The following is an 18,263-nucleotide window of genomic DNA, read 5'->3' as shown; positions in this document are numbered from 1 at the left end:
AGAGAGAAGGAATAAAATGAGTGAACAAGTTCAACATGGTGTCAGTCAAAACGCTGTAAAGGAGAAAATATGGACGCGTGATTTCATCCTAATTTGTATCGCGAATTTCCTGATTTTTTTGGGTTTTCAAATGACGCTGCCGACAATTTCTCTTTTTGTGAAGGAGCTCGGCGGAAGCGATCAATTGATTGGTTTCGTAGTCGGAATATTTACTTTTTCAGCCCTTTTGATTCGGCCATTTGCCGGCCAAGCCCTTGAAACAAGAGGGCGTCGCCTGGTCTATATTGGCGGCTTGATTGTCATAATTTTGACAGTGGGCACGTTCGGATTTTTAGCGAGCATCGCCTTGCTTTTCATCATGAGGATCATGCAAGGATTTGGGTGGGGATGCTTAACGACAGCATCCGGTACGGTAGCTTCTGATGTCGTGCCATCCACAAGAAGAGGGGAAGGTCTCGGCTACTTCGGATTGTCGGGGAATTTAGCGATGGCGATTGGTCCTTCTATCGGGCTAGCGCTTGTGGTCTTGATTCCCTTTAATCAATTCTTCCTGATTTGTGCGATTTTGCCGGCATTGGCTCTTTTGGCCGCATCCCAAATTCATTTCAAAAAAGGAGAGGTCAAGAAGGTATCCTCATCCCGTAAATTTTGGGATTTATATGAGATAAGTTCGTTGAAGCCTTCTATTTTGGCCTTCTTCATTACATTTACTTTTGGAGGAATCGCCACTTTCCTGCCGCTCTATACAGCGCAGAAGGGTGTGGAAGGAATACAGTATTATTTTCTCGTCTATGCTGTTTCTGTCATGCTGACCCGTACCTTTGCCGGACAGCTGTATGACCGCAAAGGACATAAGGCTGTTTTTCTCCCAGGCACATTACTAATGGTCATTGCTATGTTTCTTTTGTCTTGGCTGCCGGGAACTGCCGGACTGTTAATCGCTGCTTTCCTTTATGGATTTGGTTTTGGCAGTGTCCAGCCGGCCTTGCAAGCTTGGGCGATTGATCAGGCACCAGCGAACAGGAAGGGAATGGCCAATGCAACTTTCTATTCCTTCTTCGACCTTGGAATAGGAATAGGAGCCATTTCATTCGGGCAGATAGCGCACTCCTTCGGGTATGGCAGCATATATGCAACCGCGGGAATTTCGGTATTGATAGCGATGATTCTGTATGTGATTTTGACAAGAAAGAAGACTGTGTAAGAAAGAGATGCCCGTAATTAAACTGGTACTCTCATATCATTTATAAAGAGACTAAGCTATGAGAAGATGATCCCTAAATTGAACAGGGGTCATCTTCTTTAAGTTCCATTGATAATAGTCATTATAATAGTAAATTATATTGTGCTGTCTATGGAGAGTCCCATATTATGGCCTAATCTTAAACCATAAGGTCACGGTATCTCAAGAAGCAGGAAATCAATAATGAAGAATAGAATATTATCTAGATAAAGGAATTTGCCGATTTAGGTGTTGGTACTAAAGGTAGAAGGGAGTGTGGAAATGTCTGTAAAAAGCGTGTCAATTCTATATCATTTATTATTGTCATTAGGGGCTTTTTATGTAGGCGGACTTATGTTTTTAGGAAGGGGCGCTTTCGGTCCGTGGCCGCAAGAGTGGATTGGGAAACTACCATTTACTAGCTGGGGAAGTCTTGCTTTATTTGGGATACTTGTTTTTGGTTTCGGGAATCTCTTTGCTTTTGTTTATGGGATTGTTAAGAAGGATACTAAGGTATTTCTGATTACGATAATGATGGGCGCTTTGTTCTTCTTTTGTACCATTTTATCAAGAGTACTTTTGGGTGAATGGTACTTGCCTACAGGGCAATTTTTGATCGCCAGCATAATCCAGCTTTCACTTGGTTTACTAGGATTGCTTACTTTTATCATAAAAGAAAAATCTATTAGATTTTCTTAAATGTTTTTATTCGCTTCCAAGTGTAGGCAGTGTCTGTTTCCCTATGCTCTAATGAAATCTATAGAATCAAGAATGAACATATATTAGAAGAGATGAGGTGAAGCATACAGTGAAAATTGTTATTGCACCGGACTCATTCAAAGGCAGTTTATCGGCACTTAAGGCAGCGGAGGCAATTGAAAGGGGCGTTAAGAAGGCCGCCCCAGATGCACAAACAGTTTTAGTTCCCGTTGCTGATGGCGGAGAAGGAACTTTGGACAGCTTGGTGTCCGCTACGAATGGTCGAAAAGTTCAAGTGAAGGTCAAGGGGCCGTTGCTGGAGCCAGTCCAGGCTGAATATGGGGTGCTTGGCGATGGGGAAACATGTGTCATTGAGATGGCGCGTGCATCAGGCCTTAATTTAATTGAACCATCACGCTTGAATCCAATGATTACTACTACATATGGAACAGGGGAATTGATTACGAAGGCGCTCGATGATGGCTGCCGCAAGTTTATTCTTGCCATTGGCGGAAGCGCTACCAATGATGGCGGAGCTGGGATGCTTCAGGCGCTGGGTATGAAGCTATTAGATGGAGAAGGACAATCCATTCAAGGTGGCGGCGGAGCACTTCGTGAACTGGCCAAAATAGATGCCAGTGATTTTGATGCTCGTATAGCGAATAGTGAATTTTTAATAGCTAGTGACGTGCAAAATCCGTTGATTGGCAAGGAAGGCGCTTCTTATGTCTTTGGTCCGCAAAAGGGAGCTACGGCAGAAATGGTTGACCACTTGGATCGAAACCTCAAACACTTTGCTGATTTAGTAGAGGAACAGACAGGCATTCGATTGCATGAAATGGCTGGAGCGGGGGCTGCTGGTGGAATTGGCGGAGCATTCCAAGCCTTTTTCCCGTCGAAAATGAGGCGGGGCATTGATATGGTCATTGAATATACAGGGTTAAAAGAAAAGCTGATTGGAGCAGAGTTTGTTTTTACAGGCGAAGGCCAAATTGATTATCAAACTGCTTCAGGAAAGACACCGATGGGGGTTGCGCAAGCAGCGAAGAGAGAGGGGATACCTGTTTTTGCTTTAGCGGGCTCCATTGGACAGGGGATTGATGCTTTGTATGAGCATGGCATCACGAGTGTTCATAGCATCATAAATGGACCAATGCAGCTTGATATGGCGATGAAGTTGGGAGCAGAGTTACTTGAACAGACAGCTGAACAAGTAACTCGAACGTATGTTAGCTGTAAAATAGAGAGTTAACTAGCAGCAGGTTGGCAGGAGAATGTAAGCAGGATGAGATTTTCACAGGGATTATGGACAATATGGGGGGAGTATTATGTTATTTGTTGTGATTATTCTTGGGGTATTATTGATTGTTTTGGCAACGACAAAATTCAAGGTACATCCATTTTTATCATTAATATTAGGGACTTTGTTTGTCAGCATAGCTTCCGGGATGCCATTAGCTGAAGTCGTCGAAAATATTAATGGCGGCTTCGGCAGCATTATGGGCGGAATTGGAATCGTCATTGTATTTGGGACGATTATTGGTACGATATTAGAAAAAGCGGGGGCTGCTTATCGAATGGCAGAAGTAGTCCTTCGCATTGTTGGGCCAAAGCGACCACAGCTGGCGATGAGTATTATTGGCTATATTGTTTCGATTCCGGTATTCTGCGACTCTGGTTTTGTTATTCTGAATAGCTTGCGTAAAGCATTAGCAAAGCGCGCGAAGGTAGCTCTAGCTTCAATGTCCGTAGCATTGGCAACTGGTTTGTATGCAACGCATACGCTGGTGCCACCAACACCAGGACCGATTGCCGCTGCAGGGAATATTGGGGCAGAAGGATATTTAGGGACCATTATTTTGATTGGGTTGATTGTGGCCGTTCCGGCAGTTGTTGTCGGCTACCTGTGGGCAACCAAGGTTGCTTCGAGGATTGAAGTAGAAGAGGATGCAGAAGAATTAGATTATGAGAAAATAGTGCAATCGTTTGGTAAAATGCCGTCAACGTTTCAAGCTTTTCTTCCTATTATTTTGCCAATCATTTTAATCGGAATTGGATCGGCAGTAACAGCGATGGGTATGGAAGGGAATATCACCTCGTTCTTGACGTTCTTAGGAACACCGATTATTTCATTAATGCTAGGTGTAGTGGCGGCACTTCCATTATTACCGAAATTCAATGAAGAAACATTAACGAATTGGATTGGCGCTGCTTTGCTGGATGCTGCCCCGATTTTATTAATCACAGGAGCTGGTGGCGCATTTGGAACCGTTATTAAAAATACGGGCGTTGCAGACATCATTCAAGGCTGGGATATAGCGGATGTCTTTACGGGTGCATTATTCTTATTGATTCCATTCTTAATCGCAGCCGCATTAAAAACGGCACAAGGTTCTTCAACAACGGCTCTTGTCATTACTTCATCCTTAATTGCTCCGTTATTGCCAACAATGGGCATTGAGGATGCAGTGCCGTTAGCACTCGTAGTCATGGCCATCGGTGCAGGTGCCATGACGGTCAGTCACGTGAATGACAGCTTCTTTTGGGTTGTCACCCAATTCAGCGGCATGAAGGTAACAGATGCCTACAAAGCCCAAACAATGGCGACCTTATTGCAGGGGATTGTGACGATTGTTTTCACTATGCTTCTCTGGGTAATATTGGTTTGATAGATTAGCCAGCACTGACAAAGACACTCGAAAAATTCCGGGTGTCTTTGTTTCATTTATCATATGATTCAATAGATCTCTTAAGTTATGTTTATCCTTTTGTGGAATGATGTACAAAAAATTGTTATTATCTTAATATATCTTTAGCTATTGTCGGTTTTCTGTAATTACTTCATAATTTAAATTGCAATGACTTGTTTTTTCGGAAAGGAACTAAATGATTGTGACCATTCAAGAGGAATATGAAAATATAGATGTATTCGTTGGGCAAATTAAGTACGCAAAGAGACTACAACAATTATTATGTGAAAGATTAGATATGGACTTGCCAAAGGAATATGAGTTATCTGAAATAGTGGTCGAACAAGCACTATTTTCTTATATAGACGTACTGGAAAATTATTATAGATTGAGCGGAGACTCGTGGGAAGAGTTTTATCAGAAATATCACGGTGTAAAGAATGTTCCTAGACGGTTAGAGGATTTTAGAGAGCAGAAAAAAGGAAGCTTGCGGCTTTTGAAGGAGCGGGAGGATTAAATCCTAAGCTGTCCTGATAAGAAATAGTCTTACGTAATCATGGATTATATTATTTCAAGAAAAGAAACTCGCTAATAAGTTGGCGAGTTTCTTTTCTTATATCAGCAGCTTAATGTATTATGAGGGTCTGCAATCAGGATTATTTCTGAATAGGCGGTTCATTCTCAACCGGTACTTCCGCTATTTCTGCCGTCTTATTTCGAGTAAAGTACACAAGGATTGGACGTGGAAGTGGAACCTCGGCGAGTACCATTCCGGCCAAAATGAGTAACGAACCAGTGATGGCCGCAGGACCGAGCAGTGCCCCGTTCCATGCAAAGTCGCCAACGACAGCAAAGACAGGCTCAGTTGCAAAGATAAGTGCTACATGGGCAGGAGTTGTGTACTTGATGTAATGGGTTTGTGCGATGAAGGCAAAGACCGTTGCAAACAAGCTCGTGATCAATAAGGCAATGATGATAAGCGGGCTGCTGAACACGGAAGCCGAGATTGTCGGTTCAAATAATATAGAAGAAAAACCGCTCAATAAACCGACCGTCAAGCATTGGATGAGTACGAGATTAGCAGTATCCGCTTTTGATGTATATTTCGCTGTATAGACGAGCTGAAGCCCAAAACAAATGGCACATATAAAGGTCAGGACGTCTCCTAAATTGATCGAGGATAAATCTGAAAACGCCATGATATACAATCCGGCAACCGCAAGGACAGTTCCAAAGTGGGATTGCAGCTTTGCTTTTTGACCAAGGATGAAAAAGCTTAGGAATGGTACTAAAGCAACCGATAAACCGGTAATGAAGCCGGATTTACCTGATGTAGTGTATAGCAAACCGTATGTTTGCAGTGCATAGCCGGCAAATAGCAGGATTCCGAGTATAAGACCATATTTAAACTGTCCAGCCAATTTTTTTAGCTGTAAGGGCTTTGAAGCATTAAAGTATAAATAAACCCATAAGATGAGAGCCGCAAGCCCGAATCTTAAGCCATTAAAGGCAAAAGGGGGTAAAGTAACGATTGCATCTTGAATGAGGACAAATGTCAGTCCCCATACCATCGCAACGCTTAGTAAAATAGTATTGGCGGCCAAGCGATTTCCTGCCATGTACATTCCTCCATATTGAATATCAGCTTCACATTTCCAGTATTTTCTCACTATTTTATTCATACATCAAGTTATTTAGCTAGGAATAACAGACAGAAAGACTCTCAACTAAATGCGTTTAGGGAAGTGCGCGGAGCATAGGTGAGCAGTTAATTGTCAAATTCTCGATTAGTGGCCAAATATTATGAGTGATGAGAAAATATTAGGTTATTTATCTATTTGAGCCGGCAAATGGCGAATCGCAAACAGTGCCGCTTGTGTTCGGTCTTGTAAGGAAAGCTTTGATAATATATTGGATACATGCGTTTTGACAGTTTTCTCACTGATAAAGAGTGTGGAGGCTATTTCTTTATTGCTTTTGCCATTCGTAATTTCTTTCAGCACTTCTTTTTCCCTGCTGGTGAGCGAGTTGAGTAAATTTTGTTCAGGCTTTCGCTGTGTTTGCAGGGCTGACAATAACCCTTCCGTGACCTTTGGATGAATCTGTTTCTCCCCATTCACTAATTTAGATATTGCCTGGATAACCTCTTCTGGGTCATTTTCCTTCAATAAATAGCCCAGCGCACCAGCTTCTAGAGCTGGAATGGCATGATTTGCATCCGAGAAGCTCGTCAGGATGAGAATCTTGATTTCCGGCTTCAGACGGAGGATTTCCTTCGTAGCAGAGATGCCATCAATCTTAGGCATCACCAAATCCATAAGCATAATTTCGGGTGAAAGCTCAAGAGCCTTGGCGATAGCTTCTTCTCCATTGGATGCTTCACCAATTACCTCAAATTCATCCTGGCTCGATAGCAGCAAGGAGAGTCCTTTTCTGACGACTGGATGGTCATCGGCAATTACAATTTTGATCGTCATAGTATATTTCCTCCTCTGTTAAATTGGCAGTTCAACCTTTAGGGAGGTACCTTTTCCGCGCTTGCTGTGCAGGGCCATTCTCCCATTCATACTTTTGATTCTCTCTCCCATACTTTTCAGGCCGATGCTTGGCAAACAGGTTTCTTCGGCATACTGAAAACCAATGCCATCATCTGATACGATCATAACCACCGTATCTTTTTTATAATGTAAAACAATATTAACCTTGTGTTCTCCTGAATGCTTTAACGTATTATGGAAGGCTTCCTGGGCAATCCGCCAAAGGGTCTCCTCCTGGAGAGAGGTAAGCATGGAGATTCCTTCAACAGATAAATTCACCTCTAGACCGAGCATTTCCCCGTATTTCTTCAAAGAGCAGGCCAATCCTTCTGCAAGTCCTGCCGGACGAAGCTGCCAGATAAGAGCTTTCATTTCAGCCTGCGCATGCTGGGACATTCTTTGAATATCTGACAAGACTTCCTTGATGGGCATCTCTTTCGCTAAGCGAATACCGGCACTTGAGGTGACGTTAATGGAATAGAGCAGTTGATTGACAGAATCATGCAGGTCCCGAGCAAGACGATTTCGCTCTTCGGCAATTTTGATATCCTGTTCCTTCATGGTTAGGTGAATTCGTTTCAAGGCTGTTCCGATTTGATAGGCGATGGATTCCAAGAGAGAGAGCTCATGAGCCTCAAATGTCTCTTTGTTGGCTACAGCAACATTCAGTAATCCGAATGGCTCCTCGCCGGCTTTCAGCGGAACAGTTGCGTGGTAGACAAGTCCATATGTATCACCCCAGTTTCCTAGGCGTGCATTTTCCAAGCGCTTGCATTCCATAATATTCGATGCCTTCGTCAAGGTCCCGTTTCGAAAGCGGCTGACACACCAGCAATCCCCCTGTGTTAGCGCCTGATGCTTTGGATTCGAAAGTGCTGGCGGCAGAGACTCGGCGGCGGCAAGCTCATATTCCCCTTCTCCGTTAATGAGAAAAATCCAACCCGCTTCAAGCGAAGTCAGCTGCAGAAGCTTCCGCAAGCAATCTTCGAGCATAGATTTTAGTTCTGTACTCTCATTTAGCGTTTCGGCGATGCTCTTTAAAATCTCCAATTCTGATAGATAACTATCCCGCTTCATTTCCCAGCCTCCCAACAGATGGTTTGTTATTATTATACATTTGGATACAACTAAAGTTGTAGAACATTTCCTCCTAATCACGGATGCTCTTAAATAGTGTTCTTCCGTACCATATAAGTAAGATTAATGGAAAGGGAGAGATATACATGAAGACGATTATGATTACAGGCGGATCAAAAGGGCTTGGAAGAGCCTTAACTCATGCATTTTTGCGCAGAGGAGATAATGTTGCCGTATGCGCAAGGGGAGAAGATGGGCTAGAGAGTTTGCGAAGTGAAACGAAACGATTGGCGGGTAAGCTTCTTGCGGTAGCTGCAGATGTATCGATAGAACGGGATGTAGAACGCTTCATTTCCTTGGCGGAGCAAAAATTCGGCCGCATCGATGTCCTCATTAATAATGCGGCCATTCTCGGACCAAGCCCGATGCCTTTATTGCTTGATTATCCTACTTGTGATTTCCTTGAAGTGCTTAAGGCAAATATCGCAAGTCCTTTCATGGTTACGAAACGGGTGCTGCCTGGGATGCTTGTCAATGGGAGCGGGTCTGTTATCAATATCACCTCTGAGGCCGGCGCAATTGGTTATGCTGGATGGGGAGCCTATGGCATCTCGAAATTCGGCGTTGAAGGGCTGACTGAAACATGGGCAGACGAATTAACTGAGACTGCAATCCGGATGAATATGGTCGACCCCGGCAGCATGGACACTGAGATGCATCAGCTGGCTGTGCCGGAGCGTGATTATAGTCTGCCGAAGCCGGATGAGCATCTTGATGTATTTCTCTATCTTGCCTCGGATGCTTCACTCGGTGTAAACGGCAAGCGATTTGAAGCGCAGGAATTCCATTTGGAGGGGGAATATTGATGGGGGCTATCCGTAAATCGTTCAGCATTCCCGTTGAATTGAATGCCTGCATTCCCCCAGAGGAGAGGGGAGTGAGGAGGGACGGTGTGAAGCTGATGGTGATTGAAAAGGAAACAGGGAAAATCGTTCATGATGTCTTTTATCATTTAGGCCATTATTTGCGAAAAGGCGATCTACTTCTTTTGAATAACAGTCGAACCATTCCGGCTGTCTTATGGACACATTGTGGAAAAGAAGTGCGGCTGGCAAGATCATGGACTAGCGGATATTGGGATGTGCTGATAATCGGTGACGAGGTAGAAGCGGGAGCGGACCTTCATTTCCCCAATCAATTGATGGCTAAGATAAAGAACCGAGTTGATGGGACTCCTTTGTGGACCGTATCGTTCAATCAAGAAAATGAGCTGTTTTTTGATACACTTTACCGCCATGGTGAGCCCATCCGTTATGAATATATTGATACACCATGGAAGCTCGAAAGCTATCAAACGGTTTATGCCTCTGTTCCCGGCTCGGCAGAAATGCCCTCAGCAGGCAGGGCATTCAGCTGGGAGCTGCTTTTTGAGCTGCAGAAAAAGGGGATTAAGCTAGGTTTTTTACAGCTTCACACTGGCTTAAGCGATTTTTGCGATGATGAATACCCAGTGAAGCCTGCAGTCAATCCAGAATATTATCATGTGCCGGAGGAAACCCTCAAATCAATCCATGCAGCAAAAAAAGTGGGAGGAAGAATCATTGCTGTCGGAACAACCGTTGTCAGAGCGGCAGAATCAGCCATTCTTACCGGCAAGGCGGAAGGAATCACCACTCTTTCAATTGGGGAGCATGACCAGCTTCAAGTCATTGATGGTCTCTTGACTGGTTTTCATGAAGCAGAGGCAAGTCATCTTGATTTGCTTTGCTCCTTGATTGATTCGCAAAAATTAGTTGCCGCCTATGAAATGGCGATTAAAGAAAGGTATTTATGGCATGAGTTTGGAGATATGAATTTGATTATATAGGAGGGTTCAGATGAGGTTTCATCATCTAGGGCTTGAAGTATTCTCCATTGATGATTCACTCAGCTTTTATTGTGGCTATCTTCAATTTGAGCTAGAACAAGTTCTACTATTGGGCGGAGAGAAGATTTACTTTCTGACTAACGGTGGTCTGCGGCTGGAGCTTGTGGAATCTAAAGAAGCCCCTAATATGCATATTTGCTTTGAAGTGAAGGAATTTCCGGCTAATTTGCCAGCCGATAAAGAGTATCATTCATATGAAAATGGCTGGGAGTCTTGCTTCTTTAACAATGGTGAAGGTCAACTAATCGAGCTCCTAAAGAGGAATTAATGAACAGCGAATCGAATAAAAGAATGGATGAATCAAGTTAAAGGGAGTGAAGTTGGTGATTACGATCAGACGATTATGTGATTGTACGCTTCAGGATGTCATTCTCGCTTGGAATGAAGGATTTGAGGGCTATTTTGTCAAAATGAACTTCTCGTTGGAACAATTTCTGAAACGATTGGTGCACGAGGAATTGTCCGCTGAGCATTCTATTCTTCTGTATGATGGGGATACTCCGGTTGGAATCGTTTTGAACGGTATGCGTGAAATAGATGGAAAGAAGCTGGCCTGGAACGGAGGGACTGGTATTGCCCCCGCATACCGGAATAAAGGGCTTGGACGCTTGGCAATTGCTGAATGTATCCGGATCTATGAAGAGGAGGGGGTGGAAAGCGCGACATTAGAGGCCATTGCGGAAAACCATCCGGCAATCGGCCTGTATGAAAAAATGGGGTATAAAACAATTGGCCGTCTTATGAATTATAGTTGCAGCAAGTCAATTGGATTGCCTGCCCGCTCAGCAGCATACCGTACTGAATTACGTCCTCCTGCAGAATTGGGCAGACTTTCGTTCTTTCATGAAAATAGACCGTGGCAAACACAGCGGAGAAGCATTCAAAACGGAGAGGCCATCGTTTTGATTGATGAGGAGGGAAAGGAATGTGCCTATGCCATTTATCAGAAAGGATGGCAGGAAAATGGGGACTTGCAAGCTATTTATTTATACCAGGCTGAATTATGCTCAAGCCCTAAACCAGAAATGGTGGAAGCCCTTCTTCAAGCGGTGTTTGGAGCGAGCCCAGTCAGCTCGTATGTAATTAACCTGCCATTAAAAGAGGATGGATGGGATCTGGCCTTGAAGGAAATGGGCTTTAAGGAGACCGTCGGCCAGGTTTGGATGGAATACAAGTTTAATTGATTGAATTTTTGTGATTTTTGATATACTTATTTTGGGAGAAGTATACCAAAAAGGAGGAAGATCAGATGCATGATATTATTGTAATTGGCGGAGGTCCCGCTGGAGCAAGTGCAGCCATATTAGCAGCTAAAGCAGGCAAGAAAACGATTGTACTCGATAATGACAAAGGGGTAACAAAACGAGCTTGGTTCGAAAACTTTTATGGAATCGAAGAGATTGGCGGACCGGACTTGATTGCCATCGGCAAGAAGCAGGCTGAAAAGTTCGGGGCAGGCTTCTTTAATGAGACAGTCGTGAGAATAGAATCTGGAGATGAAGGCGTGACAGTCATCACTGAAGACAATCAATACACCGCAAAAGAAGTCATCATTGCAAGCGGCATGCTCACTGCTGTCGCAGATGAATCTGGCATTCAGAAAAAGCCTGGCACAGAGCCTCGTGTAAAGACAATCATTGATGTGGATGCAGACGGGAAAACAAATTTACCCCATGTATGGGCTGCAGGTACGGTTGCCGGTGAAAGCATGCACGGTATCATTACCGCTGGCCACGGAGCGAAGGTTGCCATCAATGTCATCAGTGAGCTAAATGGCGAACGCTATGTGGACCATGATTTGTTGAAAGGCTGAATATATGAAATGGAGAGAGGATTGCCTTGGGCAGTCCTTTTTTATTTCATTGGGAAAAGGGATATGCAACTGGGTCGAACTACAATTTAGTATGAAGGGTGGGTCAAGTGTGGGCGAAAGGTGGGAGAAGCCAGGCAAACCCCACCCTTGCCCCAGGCAAAGGGTATGAAGGGTGGGTCAAGTGTGGGCGAAAGGTGGGAGAAGCCAGGCATCACCCACCCTTGCCCCAGGCAAAGGGTATGAAGGGTGGGTCAAGTGTGGTCGAAAGGTGGGAGAAGTCAGGCATCACCCACCCTTGCCCCAGGCAAAGGGTATGAAGGGTGGGTCAAGTGTGGTCGAAAGGTGGGCGAAAGGTGGGAGAAGCCAGGCAAACCCCACCTTTGCCCCAGGCAATGGGCATGAAGGATGGGGAAAGGGTGGACCAAGGGTGGGAATCGTCATATATTTTCCAAACGCAATTCACGGTCCACTTCCTCGAGGAATTCGCCTGCTTTCTTCCTATTGATCACGAGGTCAGCGTATAGGTCGAATCCGGTTGGTTCCATATTGACAATAACAAGCTTTGCACCGTGCTGCTTGGCAATTAGCGGAAACTGGTTGGCGGGTGTGACAGATAAGGAGGAGCCAATCACAATAAACAAGTCAGCGCGGATGCTTTCTTCTTCGGCCATCAAGAATGGCTCCTCAGGCAGCATCTCCCCGAATAGGATGACAGATGGGCGCAGCTTGCCGCCGCATGCTTTGCATGCATAATTCTTTTCTAAATACATCTCGCTTCCATATTCAGTCCCGCATGATTGGCAATGGACTTTCTGCAGTGTTCCATGGAGCTCCGCCACTCGAAGGCTTCCAGCCTCCTGATGAAATCCATCCACATTTTGGGTGATGATGCTTTTGGCAAGCCCTTCTTCTTCCCATTTGGCTAGAATTCGATGACCTTTATGAGGTCCATGTTCTTTCACTCCTACGACACGCTCCCGGTAGAAGTCGAAGAACTCCTTTACATTTTGATTGAGAGTCTCGGTGCTTGCAATTCGGCTCGGGTCTTTTTTCTTCCACAGTCCTTTTTCATTTGAGCGGAAATCAGGCAAACCACTTTCAGTGCTCATTCCTGCTCCAGTGAAAATGACGGTATAGGCTGATTCTTTTATCCACTTCGCTATTTCCATCACGCTGTCCTCCTCGGTTGCTTTGTATGAAATTCATTATATCATTTTGCCTGAAAAGAGTTTTTACAGTTTTTGCTTGAAACTTTAGTGAGGAGAAGTGATAATAGAGTATAAAATTATCAGAAAATTTATACGTAGGGGATATGCAGAATGAAAGTAGTGAAATTTGGGGGTACTTCTCTTGCTTCGGGAGAACAACTGGAAAAAGTGTTTGATATTGTCGTATCTGATCAGGATAGGAGATTAATAGTCGTTTCTGCACCAGGGAAGCGGTTTTCAAAAGATATAAAAGTAACTGATTTATTGATTGCGACTGCACAGGCCTGGCTGAAGGGGAGCGAGGATGATGATTTGTTTCAGGCGGTCATTAACCGCTATCGGTCCATTACGGATAGTCTTGGTATGAGCGATGAGGTAATTGAACGCATTACAGCGGACCTGATAGAATTATTGAAGGGGGACCGCAGCAATCCGGAGCAGTTCATGGATGCTATCAAGGCGAGCGGGGAAGACAATAATGCTAAATTAGTGGCAGCCTATTTCCAGCATAGAGGAATAGAAGCCGCCTATATTAATCCGCGTGAGGCTGGACTAATTGTGAGCAGTGAGCCAGGTAATGCCCAAGTGCTCCCTGAATCGTATGAAAGGCTGTCACATTTGAAAGAGAAAAAAGGGATTCTGATTTTCCCGGGATTCTTTGGTTATACGACAGACGGGCGTGTCATGACGTTCCCGCGCAGCGGTTCGGATATAACGGGCTCGATTCTGGCAAATGCCGTCAAGGCGGAGTTGTATGAGAATTATACAGATGTCGATGCTGTATTTTCAGTCAACCCGTCGATTGTTGAAAACCCGAAAGAAATTGCAGTGCTTACGTATCGGGAAATGCGGGAGCTTTCCTATGCTGGATTTAGTGTTCTGCATGATGAGGCGCTTATTCCCGCCTTCCGTGCTGAGATTCCGGTGAATATTAAGAACACGAATAATCCTGATTCTCCTGGCACCATGATTGTGAGCAGGAGGGCAGAAACGAATGGACCGGTTGTCGGAATCGCAAGTGATAATGATTTCTGCAGCATTTATGTAAGCAAATATTTAATGAACAGAGAAATCGGCTTTGGCCGCAAGCTGCTTCATATTTTGGAGGAGCTTCATCTCTCGTATGAGCATGTTCCATCCGGAATTGATGATTTAACCGTCATCCTGCGTCAAAATCAACTGGATCATGAAAGAGAACAGATTATTATCGATCGCATTAAGAATGAATTGGATGCTGATGAGGTGAAGGTCGAGCATAATTTATCCTTAATTATGATTGTTGGGGAAGGAATGCGCTCCAATGTTGGAACGATGGCACGTGCATCAAGAGCTTTGGCTGACAAAGGCATCAATATCGAGATGATCAATCAAGGATCCTCCGAAGTATCGATGATGTTTGGAGTAAAGGAAGCTCAGGAAAAGCTTGCCGTTCAAGCGCTGTATGAGGCATTTTTTACAGATGTACTGGTATGAGAAAGAGTGGTGAGTCATGTTGGTAAAAGCGATTATATTTGATTTGGATGATACGCTTCTATGGGACCAGCGAAGCGTAAAGGAGGCATTCGCGGCAACGTGCAAGGCTGCGAGGGGAAAATATGATTTAGACCCTGGGCGATTGGAGGAAGCAGTGCGAAAAGAGGCGACGCGGCTCTATCAATCGTATGAGTCCTATGCTTTCACGCAGATGATTGGCATCAATCCCTTTGAAGGCTTGTGGGGAAACTTCCTGGATGATGAGGATAATTTCCGGCAATTGGCTAAGGTCGTTCCTTCTTACCGGAAAGAGGCGTGGATTAACGGGCTGAAGGCGCTTGGAGTTGATGACCCTGCTTTTGGCGAGGAATTGGCGGAACGCTTTCCTAAGGAGCGGAGACAGCGCCCATTTATCTATGAGGATACCTTTACCCTTCTAGATCAGCTTCACGGTCGCTATCAATTGCTTTTACTCACGAATGGCTCGCCGGATTTGCAAATGACAAAGCTAGAGATCACACCGGAGATTTCACCATATTTTGACCATATCCTTATTTCGGGCGCCTTCGGCAGAGGGAAGCCGGATCCGGCGATTTTTGAGCATGCGCTCAGCCTGCTTCAAGTTTCAGCGGAGGATGCTTTAATGGTCGGAGATAACTTGAAGACAGATATTCTTGGGGCAAATCTGGCGGGTATACCGTCTGTATGGGTCAATCGTGATAATAAATCTCCTGGTGAGGTAAAGCCTGTATATGAAATTAAGCGGTTAATGGAATTAAATGAATTATTGACGTCCATCAAATGAATGGCAAGAGTGGCTCCCGCAAACCGGGGGCCATTTTTATGAGCATTTTTCATGCGTTGTGGGGCAAACTGGATATTATTGACTTCCGCAAACAAGAAGGTGATACCTATGCTAAACCGATGGACGATGGAAACGAAGTACATAATGGCTGCATCCGTTCTAATAGGTCTTTATCTTGCCCCAATGTTCCTTTTGGGTGAGAATTCACATATTCGGCTGCATGATAATCTTGATTCAAATATAGCCTGGTACAAGGTGTTGAGGGATAATCAGCAATTATTTGGGCCAATTGATGATACGATAGTCCAAATTATTAATGGATTGCCCCGCAATGCGTTTGGAACGGAATTCAGCGGGATTCAATGGCTTCATTATTTGTTGCCTTCTATGACGGCTTATGCTGTCAGTCAGGTGATTGTAAGGGTTTTTGCTTTCTTGGGAATGTACCTTCTATTGAAGAAGCACTTCCTGAGGGAAGAGCAATATGGCTTTATTCGTGTCTTCACGGCACTTGCTTTTAGCTTAACGCCGTTTTGGCCATCCGGGATGCTGTCCACACTAGGTCACCCGCTTGCCTTATACGCTTTCTTGAATCTCCGCAATCGGGATAGCTCATTCAAGGACTGGCTCATTCTGGCGCTGCTGCCTTTTTACTCAAGCTTTGTGCTAGGGTTTTTCTTCTTTTTAGCGGCGATGGGATTGCTCTGGCTCTATGATGGAATCTTCAGGAAAAGGTGGAATGGGCGTTTTTTTGGTGGGATTCTCTTCATGACAAGTGTTTATTTGCTGGTTGAGTACCGGTTGGTTTATTCGCTCGTATTTCCTGGGGAGCCGAATAGCCGGGATGAATATTTCAGTGCGTACTTGAGTTTTGCTCAATCGTTCCGGCTCATTTTTAAGAATTATATTGCTGGCCATACACATGTGCTCACCTTGCATCAGTTTATCATCATGCCGTTATCCTTTTTGGCTCTCTGGTTTATCATTCGCGATAAGCGATGGAAGAACGAGAAGATTTTCGTTTTTCTATTTGTGCTTAACTTTGTCCTCTCCGCTTGGTATGCGTTTTGGTTTTATGAGGGCTGGGATTATCTGAAGGAACGAGTCTCGTTATTAAATGCCTTTAACTTTGCGCGCTTTCATTTTATGCGTCCGCTTGTTTTGTATTTGCTGTTTGCTTTGTCCTGCAGGCTTATGTGGAAACGCGGAATGAAATGGCGTCAACTGGCCAAAATAGCCATGATAGCCCAGTTGTTCATCCTGTTTCTCGGCAATCCAGAGGTGTATTACGGGAAGAGAAATACGCCTTCATTTAAGGAATTTTATGCAGAGGAGCAGTTTAAGGAAATCGAGGATTTCATCGGGAAGCCCCAAGATTCTTATCGGGTGGCAAGTATCGGCCTTCATCCCGCTATCTCACAATACAATGGATTCTACACGCTTGATACGTACAATAATTATTATCCGCTAACCTATAAGCATCAGTTCCGAGAAATCATTGAAGACGAGCTTGATAAGAATAAAAGGCTTAAGAATTATTTCGATAACTGGGGCGGCCGGTGTTACATTTTTGTCGATGAACTTGGGAAGAAATATGATTATGGCAAGAATTCAAAGAAGAAAATCCGCGAGCTCAAGCTGAATACAGAGGTGTTCAAGGAGATGGGCGGGGAATATTTTTTCTCAAGCGTGCCCATCCTGAATGCGTCCGTTAATGGGTTAGAGCTGCTCGAGGTATTTGATCATGAGGATTCTGCTTGGAGAATTTATTTATACCACGCCGTCTAAAGGAGCGAACGTAACATGAAATTGCCCGTTTTGACGATTATCGTTCCATGCTATAACGAGGAGGAAATCCTGCCGAAAACGATGGACGAGCTTACGGCTGTCCTCCTGGAGCTCATGGAGCTTAAGCTTGTATCCAATAACAGCAATATGTTATTTGTCGATGATGGAAGCAAGGACCATACTTGGAACCTGATTCAAGTGGAAAGTATGCAAAATCATTTGGTCAGAGGGATTAAGCTGGCAGGGAACGTCGGCCACCAAAATGCCCTTTTGGCAGGTCTTGAAGCTGCCCAGAGGCAATCAGATTGCGTCATTTCCATTGATGCAGATCTGCAGGATGATGTATCCGTCATCCGTACGATGGTAGAAAAATATAATGATGGCTATGATATTGTGTATGGTGTCAGAGATAAGAGGCAGACGGATACATTCTTCAAACGGAATACCGCACTTGCTTTTTATCGGGTAATGGGAACGCTCGGTATCCAGTTGATTCCTAACCATGCCGATTACCGGCTCATGAGTAAGAGGGCGTTGAAGGAGCTGCTAAAATATAAGGAAAGAAATCTCTTCCTGCGCGGGATGATTCCCTTGATTGGGTTCTCGCAAACGAAAGTCTTTTATGAAAGAAAAGAGAGGGAGAGAGGGATATCCAAATATCCTCTTAAGAAAATGCTTTCCTTTGCCTTCGATGGGATTACGAGCTTCAGTGTCGCCCCAATCCGGTTTGTCACCTATCTAGGCTTTATTACCTTGCTTGTAAGCATACTTGCCGGCGGCTATGCCCTGCTGCAAAAATGGCTTGGGAACACACAGTCAGGCTGGACATCCATTATGATTTCCCTGTGGATCATCGGCGGTCTGCAGCTGATTGGAATCGGGGTTGTCGGTGAGTATATCGGTAAAATCTTCAAGGAGGTCAAACGCAGGCCGATTTATGCGATTGATGTGGATCATTATTCAGAGAACCTGGAGGATGAAGAGGCCGATGAAGCTGCCTGGAAGCGGAAAGGAACCTCATGAT

The 18,263-nt window shown here is 44.5% G+C and carries 19 protein-coding genes; 14 read left to right on the top strand and 5 right to left on the bottom strand.

The window, feature by feature from the left end; all coding sequences use genetic code 11:
- The first annotated feature begins 16 nt into the window (after positions 1-16).
- Complete coding sequence (locus tag CYL18_RS12130; RefSeq protein ID WP_104849772.1) at positions 17-1,204, top strand: MFS transporter; 1,188 nt, start codon at positions 17-19, stop codon at positions 1,202-1,204.
- A 51-nt stretch (positions 1,205-1,255) separates the two neighbouring features.
- Here the strand turns inward: CYL18_RS12130 and CYL18_RS19115 are convergent, their stop codons facing one another.
- Positions 1,256-1,339 carry an IS3 family transposase gene (locus tag CYL18_RS19115; RefSeq protein ID WP_407984539.1) on the bottom strand — a complete coding sequence of 28 codons (84 nt, stop codon included), beginning with the start codon at positions 1,337-1,339 and terminating at the stop codon, positions 1,256-1,258.
- 165 nt (positions 1,340-1,504) lie between these two features.
- Between CYL18_RS19115 and CYL18_RS12125 the strand changes: the two genes are divergently transcribed.
- The 4 genes from CYL18_RS12125 to CYL18_RS12110 all read left to right on the top strand — a co-directional run bounded on the left by CYL18_RS12125 (position 1,505) and on the right by CYL18_RS12110 (position 5,128).
- Positions 1,505-1,921 carry a hypothetical protein gene (locus tag CYL18_RS12125; protein ID WP_104849771.1) on the top strand — a complete coding sequence of 139 codons (417 nt, stop codon included), beginning with the start codon at positions 1,505-1,507 and terminating at the stop codon, positions 1,919-1,921.
- A gap of 109 nt (positions 1,922-2,030) precedes the next feature.
- Positions 2,031-3,173 carry a glycerate kinase gene (locus tag CYL18_RS12120; protein WP_104849770.1) on the top strand — a complete coding sequence of 381 codons (1,143 nt, stop codon included), beginning with the start codon at positions 2,031-2,033 and terminating at the stop codon, positions 3,171-3,173.
- Between the two features lie 76 nt (positions 3,174-3,249).
- Positions 3,250-4,590, top strand: coding sequence for a GntP family permease (locus CYL18_RS12115; protein WP_104849769.1), 1,341 nt, complete (start codon positions 3,250-3,252; stop codon positions 4,588-4,590).
- Between the two features lie 217 nt (positions 4,591-4,807).
- Positions 4,808-5,128 carry a hypothetical protein gene (locus tag CYL18_RS12110; protein WP_104849768.1) on the top strand — a complete coding sequence of 107 codons (321 nt, stop codon included), beginning with the start codon at positions 4,808-4,810 and terminating at the stop codon, positions 5,126-5,128.
- A 139-nt stretch (positions 5,129-5,267) separates the two neighbouring features.
- Here the strand turns inward: CYL18_RS12110 and CYL18_RS12105 are convergent, their stop codons facing one another.
- The 3 genes from CYL18_RS12105 to CYL18_RS12095 all read right to left on the bottom strand — a co-directional run bounded on the left by CYL18_RS12105 (position 5,268) and on the right by CYL18_RS12095 (position 8,225).
- On the bottom strand, positions 5,268-6,230 hold the full coding sequence (locus tag CYL18_RS12105) for a DMT family transporter (RefSeq protein ID WP_104849767.1): 963 nt from the start codon (positions 6,228-6,230) through the stop codon (positions 5,268-5,270).
- Between the two features lie 207 nt (positions 6,231-6,437).
- Positions 6,438-7,088: a response regulator gene (locus tag CYL18_RS12100; RefSeq protein ID WP_104849766.1), complete on the bottom strand. Its 651-nt coding sequence runs from the start codon at positions 7,086-7,088 to the stop codon at positions 6,438-6,440.
- 18 nt (positions 7,089-7,106) lie between these two features.
- Complete coding sequence (locus CYL18_RS12095; RefSeq protein ID WP_104849765.1) at positions 7,107-8,225, bottom strand: GAF domain-containing sensor histidine kinase; 1,119 nt, start codon at positions 8,223-8,225, stop codon at positions 7,107-7,109.
- A gap of 146 nt (positions 8,226-8,371) precedes the next feature.
- On the opposite strand from CYL18_RS12095, the gene CYL18_RS12090 reads away from it, so the two are divergent.
- The 5 genes from CYL18_RS12090 (at position 8,372) to CYL18_RS12070 (ending at position 11,965) form a co-directional block, all read left to right on the top strand.
- Positions 8,372-9,091 carry an SDR family NAD(P)-dependent oxidoreductase gene (locus tag CYL18_RS12090; protein ID WP_104849764.1) on the top strand — a complete coding sequence of 240 codons (720 nt, stop codon included), beginning with the start codon at positions 8,372-8,374 and terminating at the stop codon, positions 9,089-9,091.
- Positions 9,091-10,092: an S-adenosylmethionine:tRNA ribosyltransferase-isomerase gene (locus CYL18_RS12085; RefSeq protein WP_104849763.1), complete on the top strand. Its 1,002-nt coding sequence runs from the start codon at positions 9,091-9,093 to the stop codon at positions 10,090-10,092. The genes CYL18_RS12090 and CYL18_RS12085 overlap by 1 nt, the downstream gene beginning before the upstream one ends.
- Positions 10,093-10,102: 10 nt before the next feature.
- Complete coding sequence (locus CYL18_RS12080) at positions 10,103-10,420, top strand: VOC family protein (protein WP_104849762.1); 318 nt, start codon at positions 10,103-10,105, stop codon at positions 10,418-10,420.
- Positions 10,421-10,475: 55 nt separating this feature from the next.
- Positions 10,476-11,336 (top strand): GNAT family N-acetyltransferase, encoded by an 861-nt coding sequence (locus CYL18_RS12075; protein ID WP_104849761.1) that lies wholly within the window; start codon positions 10,476-10,478, stop codon positions 11,334-11,336.
- 65 nt (positions 11,337-11,401) lie between these two features.
- Entirely contained in the window at positions 11,402-11,965 is a 564-nt protein-coding gene (locus CYL18_RS12070; RefSeq protein ID WP_104849760.1) for an FAD-dependent oxidoreductase, read from the top strand.
- A 437-nt stretch (positions 11,966-12,402) separates the two neighbouring features.
- Here CYL18_RS12070 and CYL18_RS12060 read toward each other — a convergent pair whose 3' ends face one another.
- Positions 12,403-13,134, bottom strand: a complete 732-nt coding sequence (locus CYL18_RS12060; RefSeq protein ID WP_104849758.1) for an NAD-dependent deacylase — start codon at positions 13,132-13,134, stop codon at positions 12,403-12,405.
- 150 nt (positions 13,135-13,284) lie between these two features.
- Between CYL18_RS12060 and CYL18_RS12055 the strand changes: the two genes are divergently transcribed.
- From CYL18_RS12055 to CYL18_RS12040, 4 genes are all read left to right on the top strand, one after another.
- Positions 13,285-14,646, top strand: a complete 1,362-nt coding sequence (locus CYL18_RS12055; protein WP_104849757.1) for an aspartate kinase — start codon at positions 13,285-13,287, stop codon at positions 14,644-14,646.
- Positions 14,647-14,665: 19 nt separating this feature from the next.
- Positions 14,666-15,451 carry an HAD family hydrolase gene (locus tag CYL18_RS12050; RefSeq protein WP_104849797.1) on the top strand — a complete coding sequence of 262 codons (786 nt, stop codon included), beginning with the start codon at positions 14,666-14,668 and terminating at the stop codon, positions 15,449-15,451.
- A gap of 108 nt (positions 15,452-15,559) precedes the next feature.
- Entirely contained in the window at positions 15,560-17,239 is a 1,680-nt protein-coding gene (locus CYL18_RS12045) for a DUF6044 family protein (protein WP_201741275.1), read from the top strand.
- A gap of 15 nt (positions 17,240-17,254) precedes the next feature.
- A complete protein-coding gene (locus CYL18_RS12040; RefSeq protein WP_104849756.1) occupies positions 17,255-18,262 on the top strand; it encodes a glycosyltransferase family 2 protein in 1,008 nt (335 codons plus the stop codon).
- Position 18,263 lies beyond the last annotated feature (1 nt).

It is taken from the genome of Pradoshia eiseniae (assembly GCF_002946355.1).
GTDB classification, from domain to species: Bacteria; Bacillota; Bacilli; order Bacillales; family Pradoshiaceae; genus Pradoshia; species Pradoshia eiseniae.
This window is presented reverse-complemented; position numbering and strand designations above follow the sequence as displayed.

What these genes read in the sequence shown, in the direction of transcription:
- CYL18_RS12130 (WP_104849772.1), top strand. Translation starts at nt 17, where the DNA reads ATGAGTGAACAAGTTCAACATGGTGTCAGTCAAAACGCTGTAAAGGAG.
- CYL18_RS12125 (WP_104849771.1), top strand. Translation starts at nt 1,505, where the DNA reads ATGTCTGTAAAAAGCGTGTCAATTCTATATCATTTATTATTGTCATTA.
- CYL18_RS12115 (WP_104849769.1), top strand. Translation starts at nt 3,250, where the DNA reads ATGTTATTTGTTGTGATTATTCTTGGGGTATTATTGATTGTTTTGGCA.
- CYL18_RS12110 (WP_104849768.1), top strand. Translation starts at nt 4,808, where the DNA reads ATGATTGTGACCATTCAAGAGGAATATGAAAATATAGATGTATTCGTT.
- CYL18_RS12105 (WP_104849767.1), bottom strand. Translation starts at nt 6,230, where the DNA reads ATGGCAGGAAATCGCTTGGCCGCCAATACTATTTTACTAAGCGTTGCG.
- CYL18_RS12100 (WP_104849766.1), bottom strand. Translation starts at nt 7,088, where the DNA reads ATGACGATCAAAATTGTAATTGCCGATGACCATCCAGTCGTCAGAAAA.
- CYL18_RS12095 (WP_104849765.1), bottom strand. Translation starts at nt 8,225, where the DNA reads ATGAAGCGGGATAGTTATCTATCAGAATTGGAGATTTTAAAGAGCATC.
- CYL18_RS12090 (WP_104849764.1), top strand. Translation starts at nt 8,372, where the DNA reads ATGAAGACGATTATGATTACAGGCGGATCAAAAGGGCTTGGAAGAGCC.
- CYL18_RS12085 (WP_104849763.1), top strand. Translation starts at nt 9,091, where the DNA reads ATGGGGGCTATCCGTAAATCGTTCAGCATTCCCGTTGAATTGAATGCC.
- CYL18_RS12080 (WP_104849762.1), top strand. Translation starts at nt 10,103, where the DNA reads ATGAGGTTTCATCATCTAGGGCTTGAAGTATTCTCCATTGATGATTCA.
- CYL18_RS12070 (WP_104849760.1), top strand. Translation starts at nt 11,402, where the DNA reads ATGCATGATATTATTGTAATTGGCGGAGGTCCCGCTGGAGCAAGTGCA.
- CYL18_RS12060 (WP_104849758.1), bottom strand. Translation starts at nt 13,134, where the DNA reads ATGGAAATAGCGAAGTGGATAAAAGAATCAGCCTATACCGTCATTTTC.
- CYL18_RS12055 (WP_104849757.1), top strand. Translation starts at nt 13,285, where the DNA reads ATGAAAGTAGTGAAATTTGGGGGTACTTCTCTTGCTTCGGGAGAACAA.
- CYL18_RS12045 (WP_201741275.1), top strand. Translation starts at nt 15,560, where the DNA reads ATGCTAAACCGATGGACGATGGAAACGAAGTACATAATGGCTGCATCC.
- CYL18_RS12040 (WP_104849756.1), top strand. Translation starts at nt 17,255, where the DNA reads ATGAAATTGCCCGTTTTGACGATTATCGTTCCATGCTATAACGAGGAG.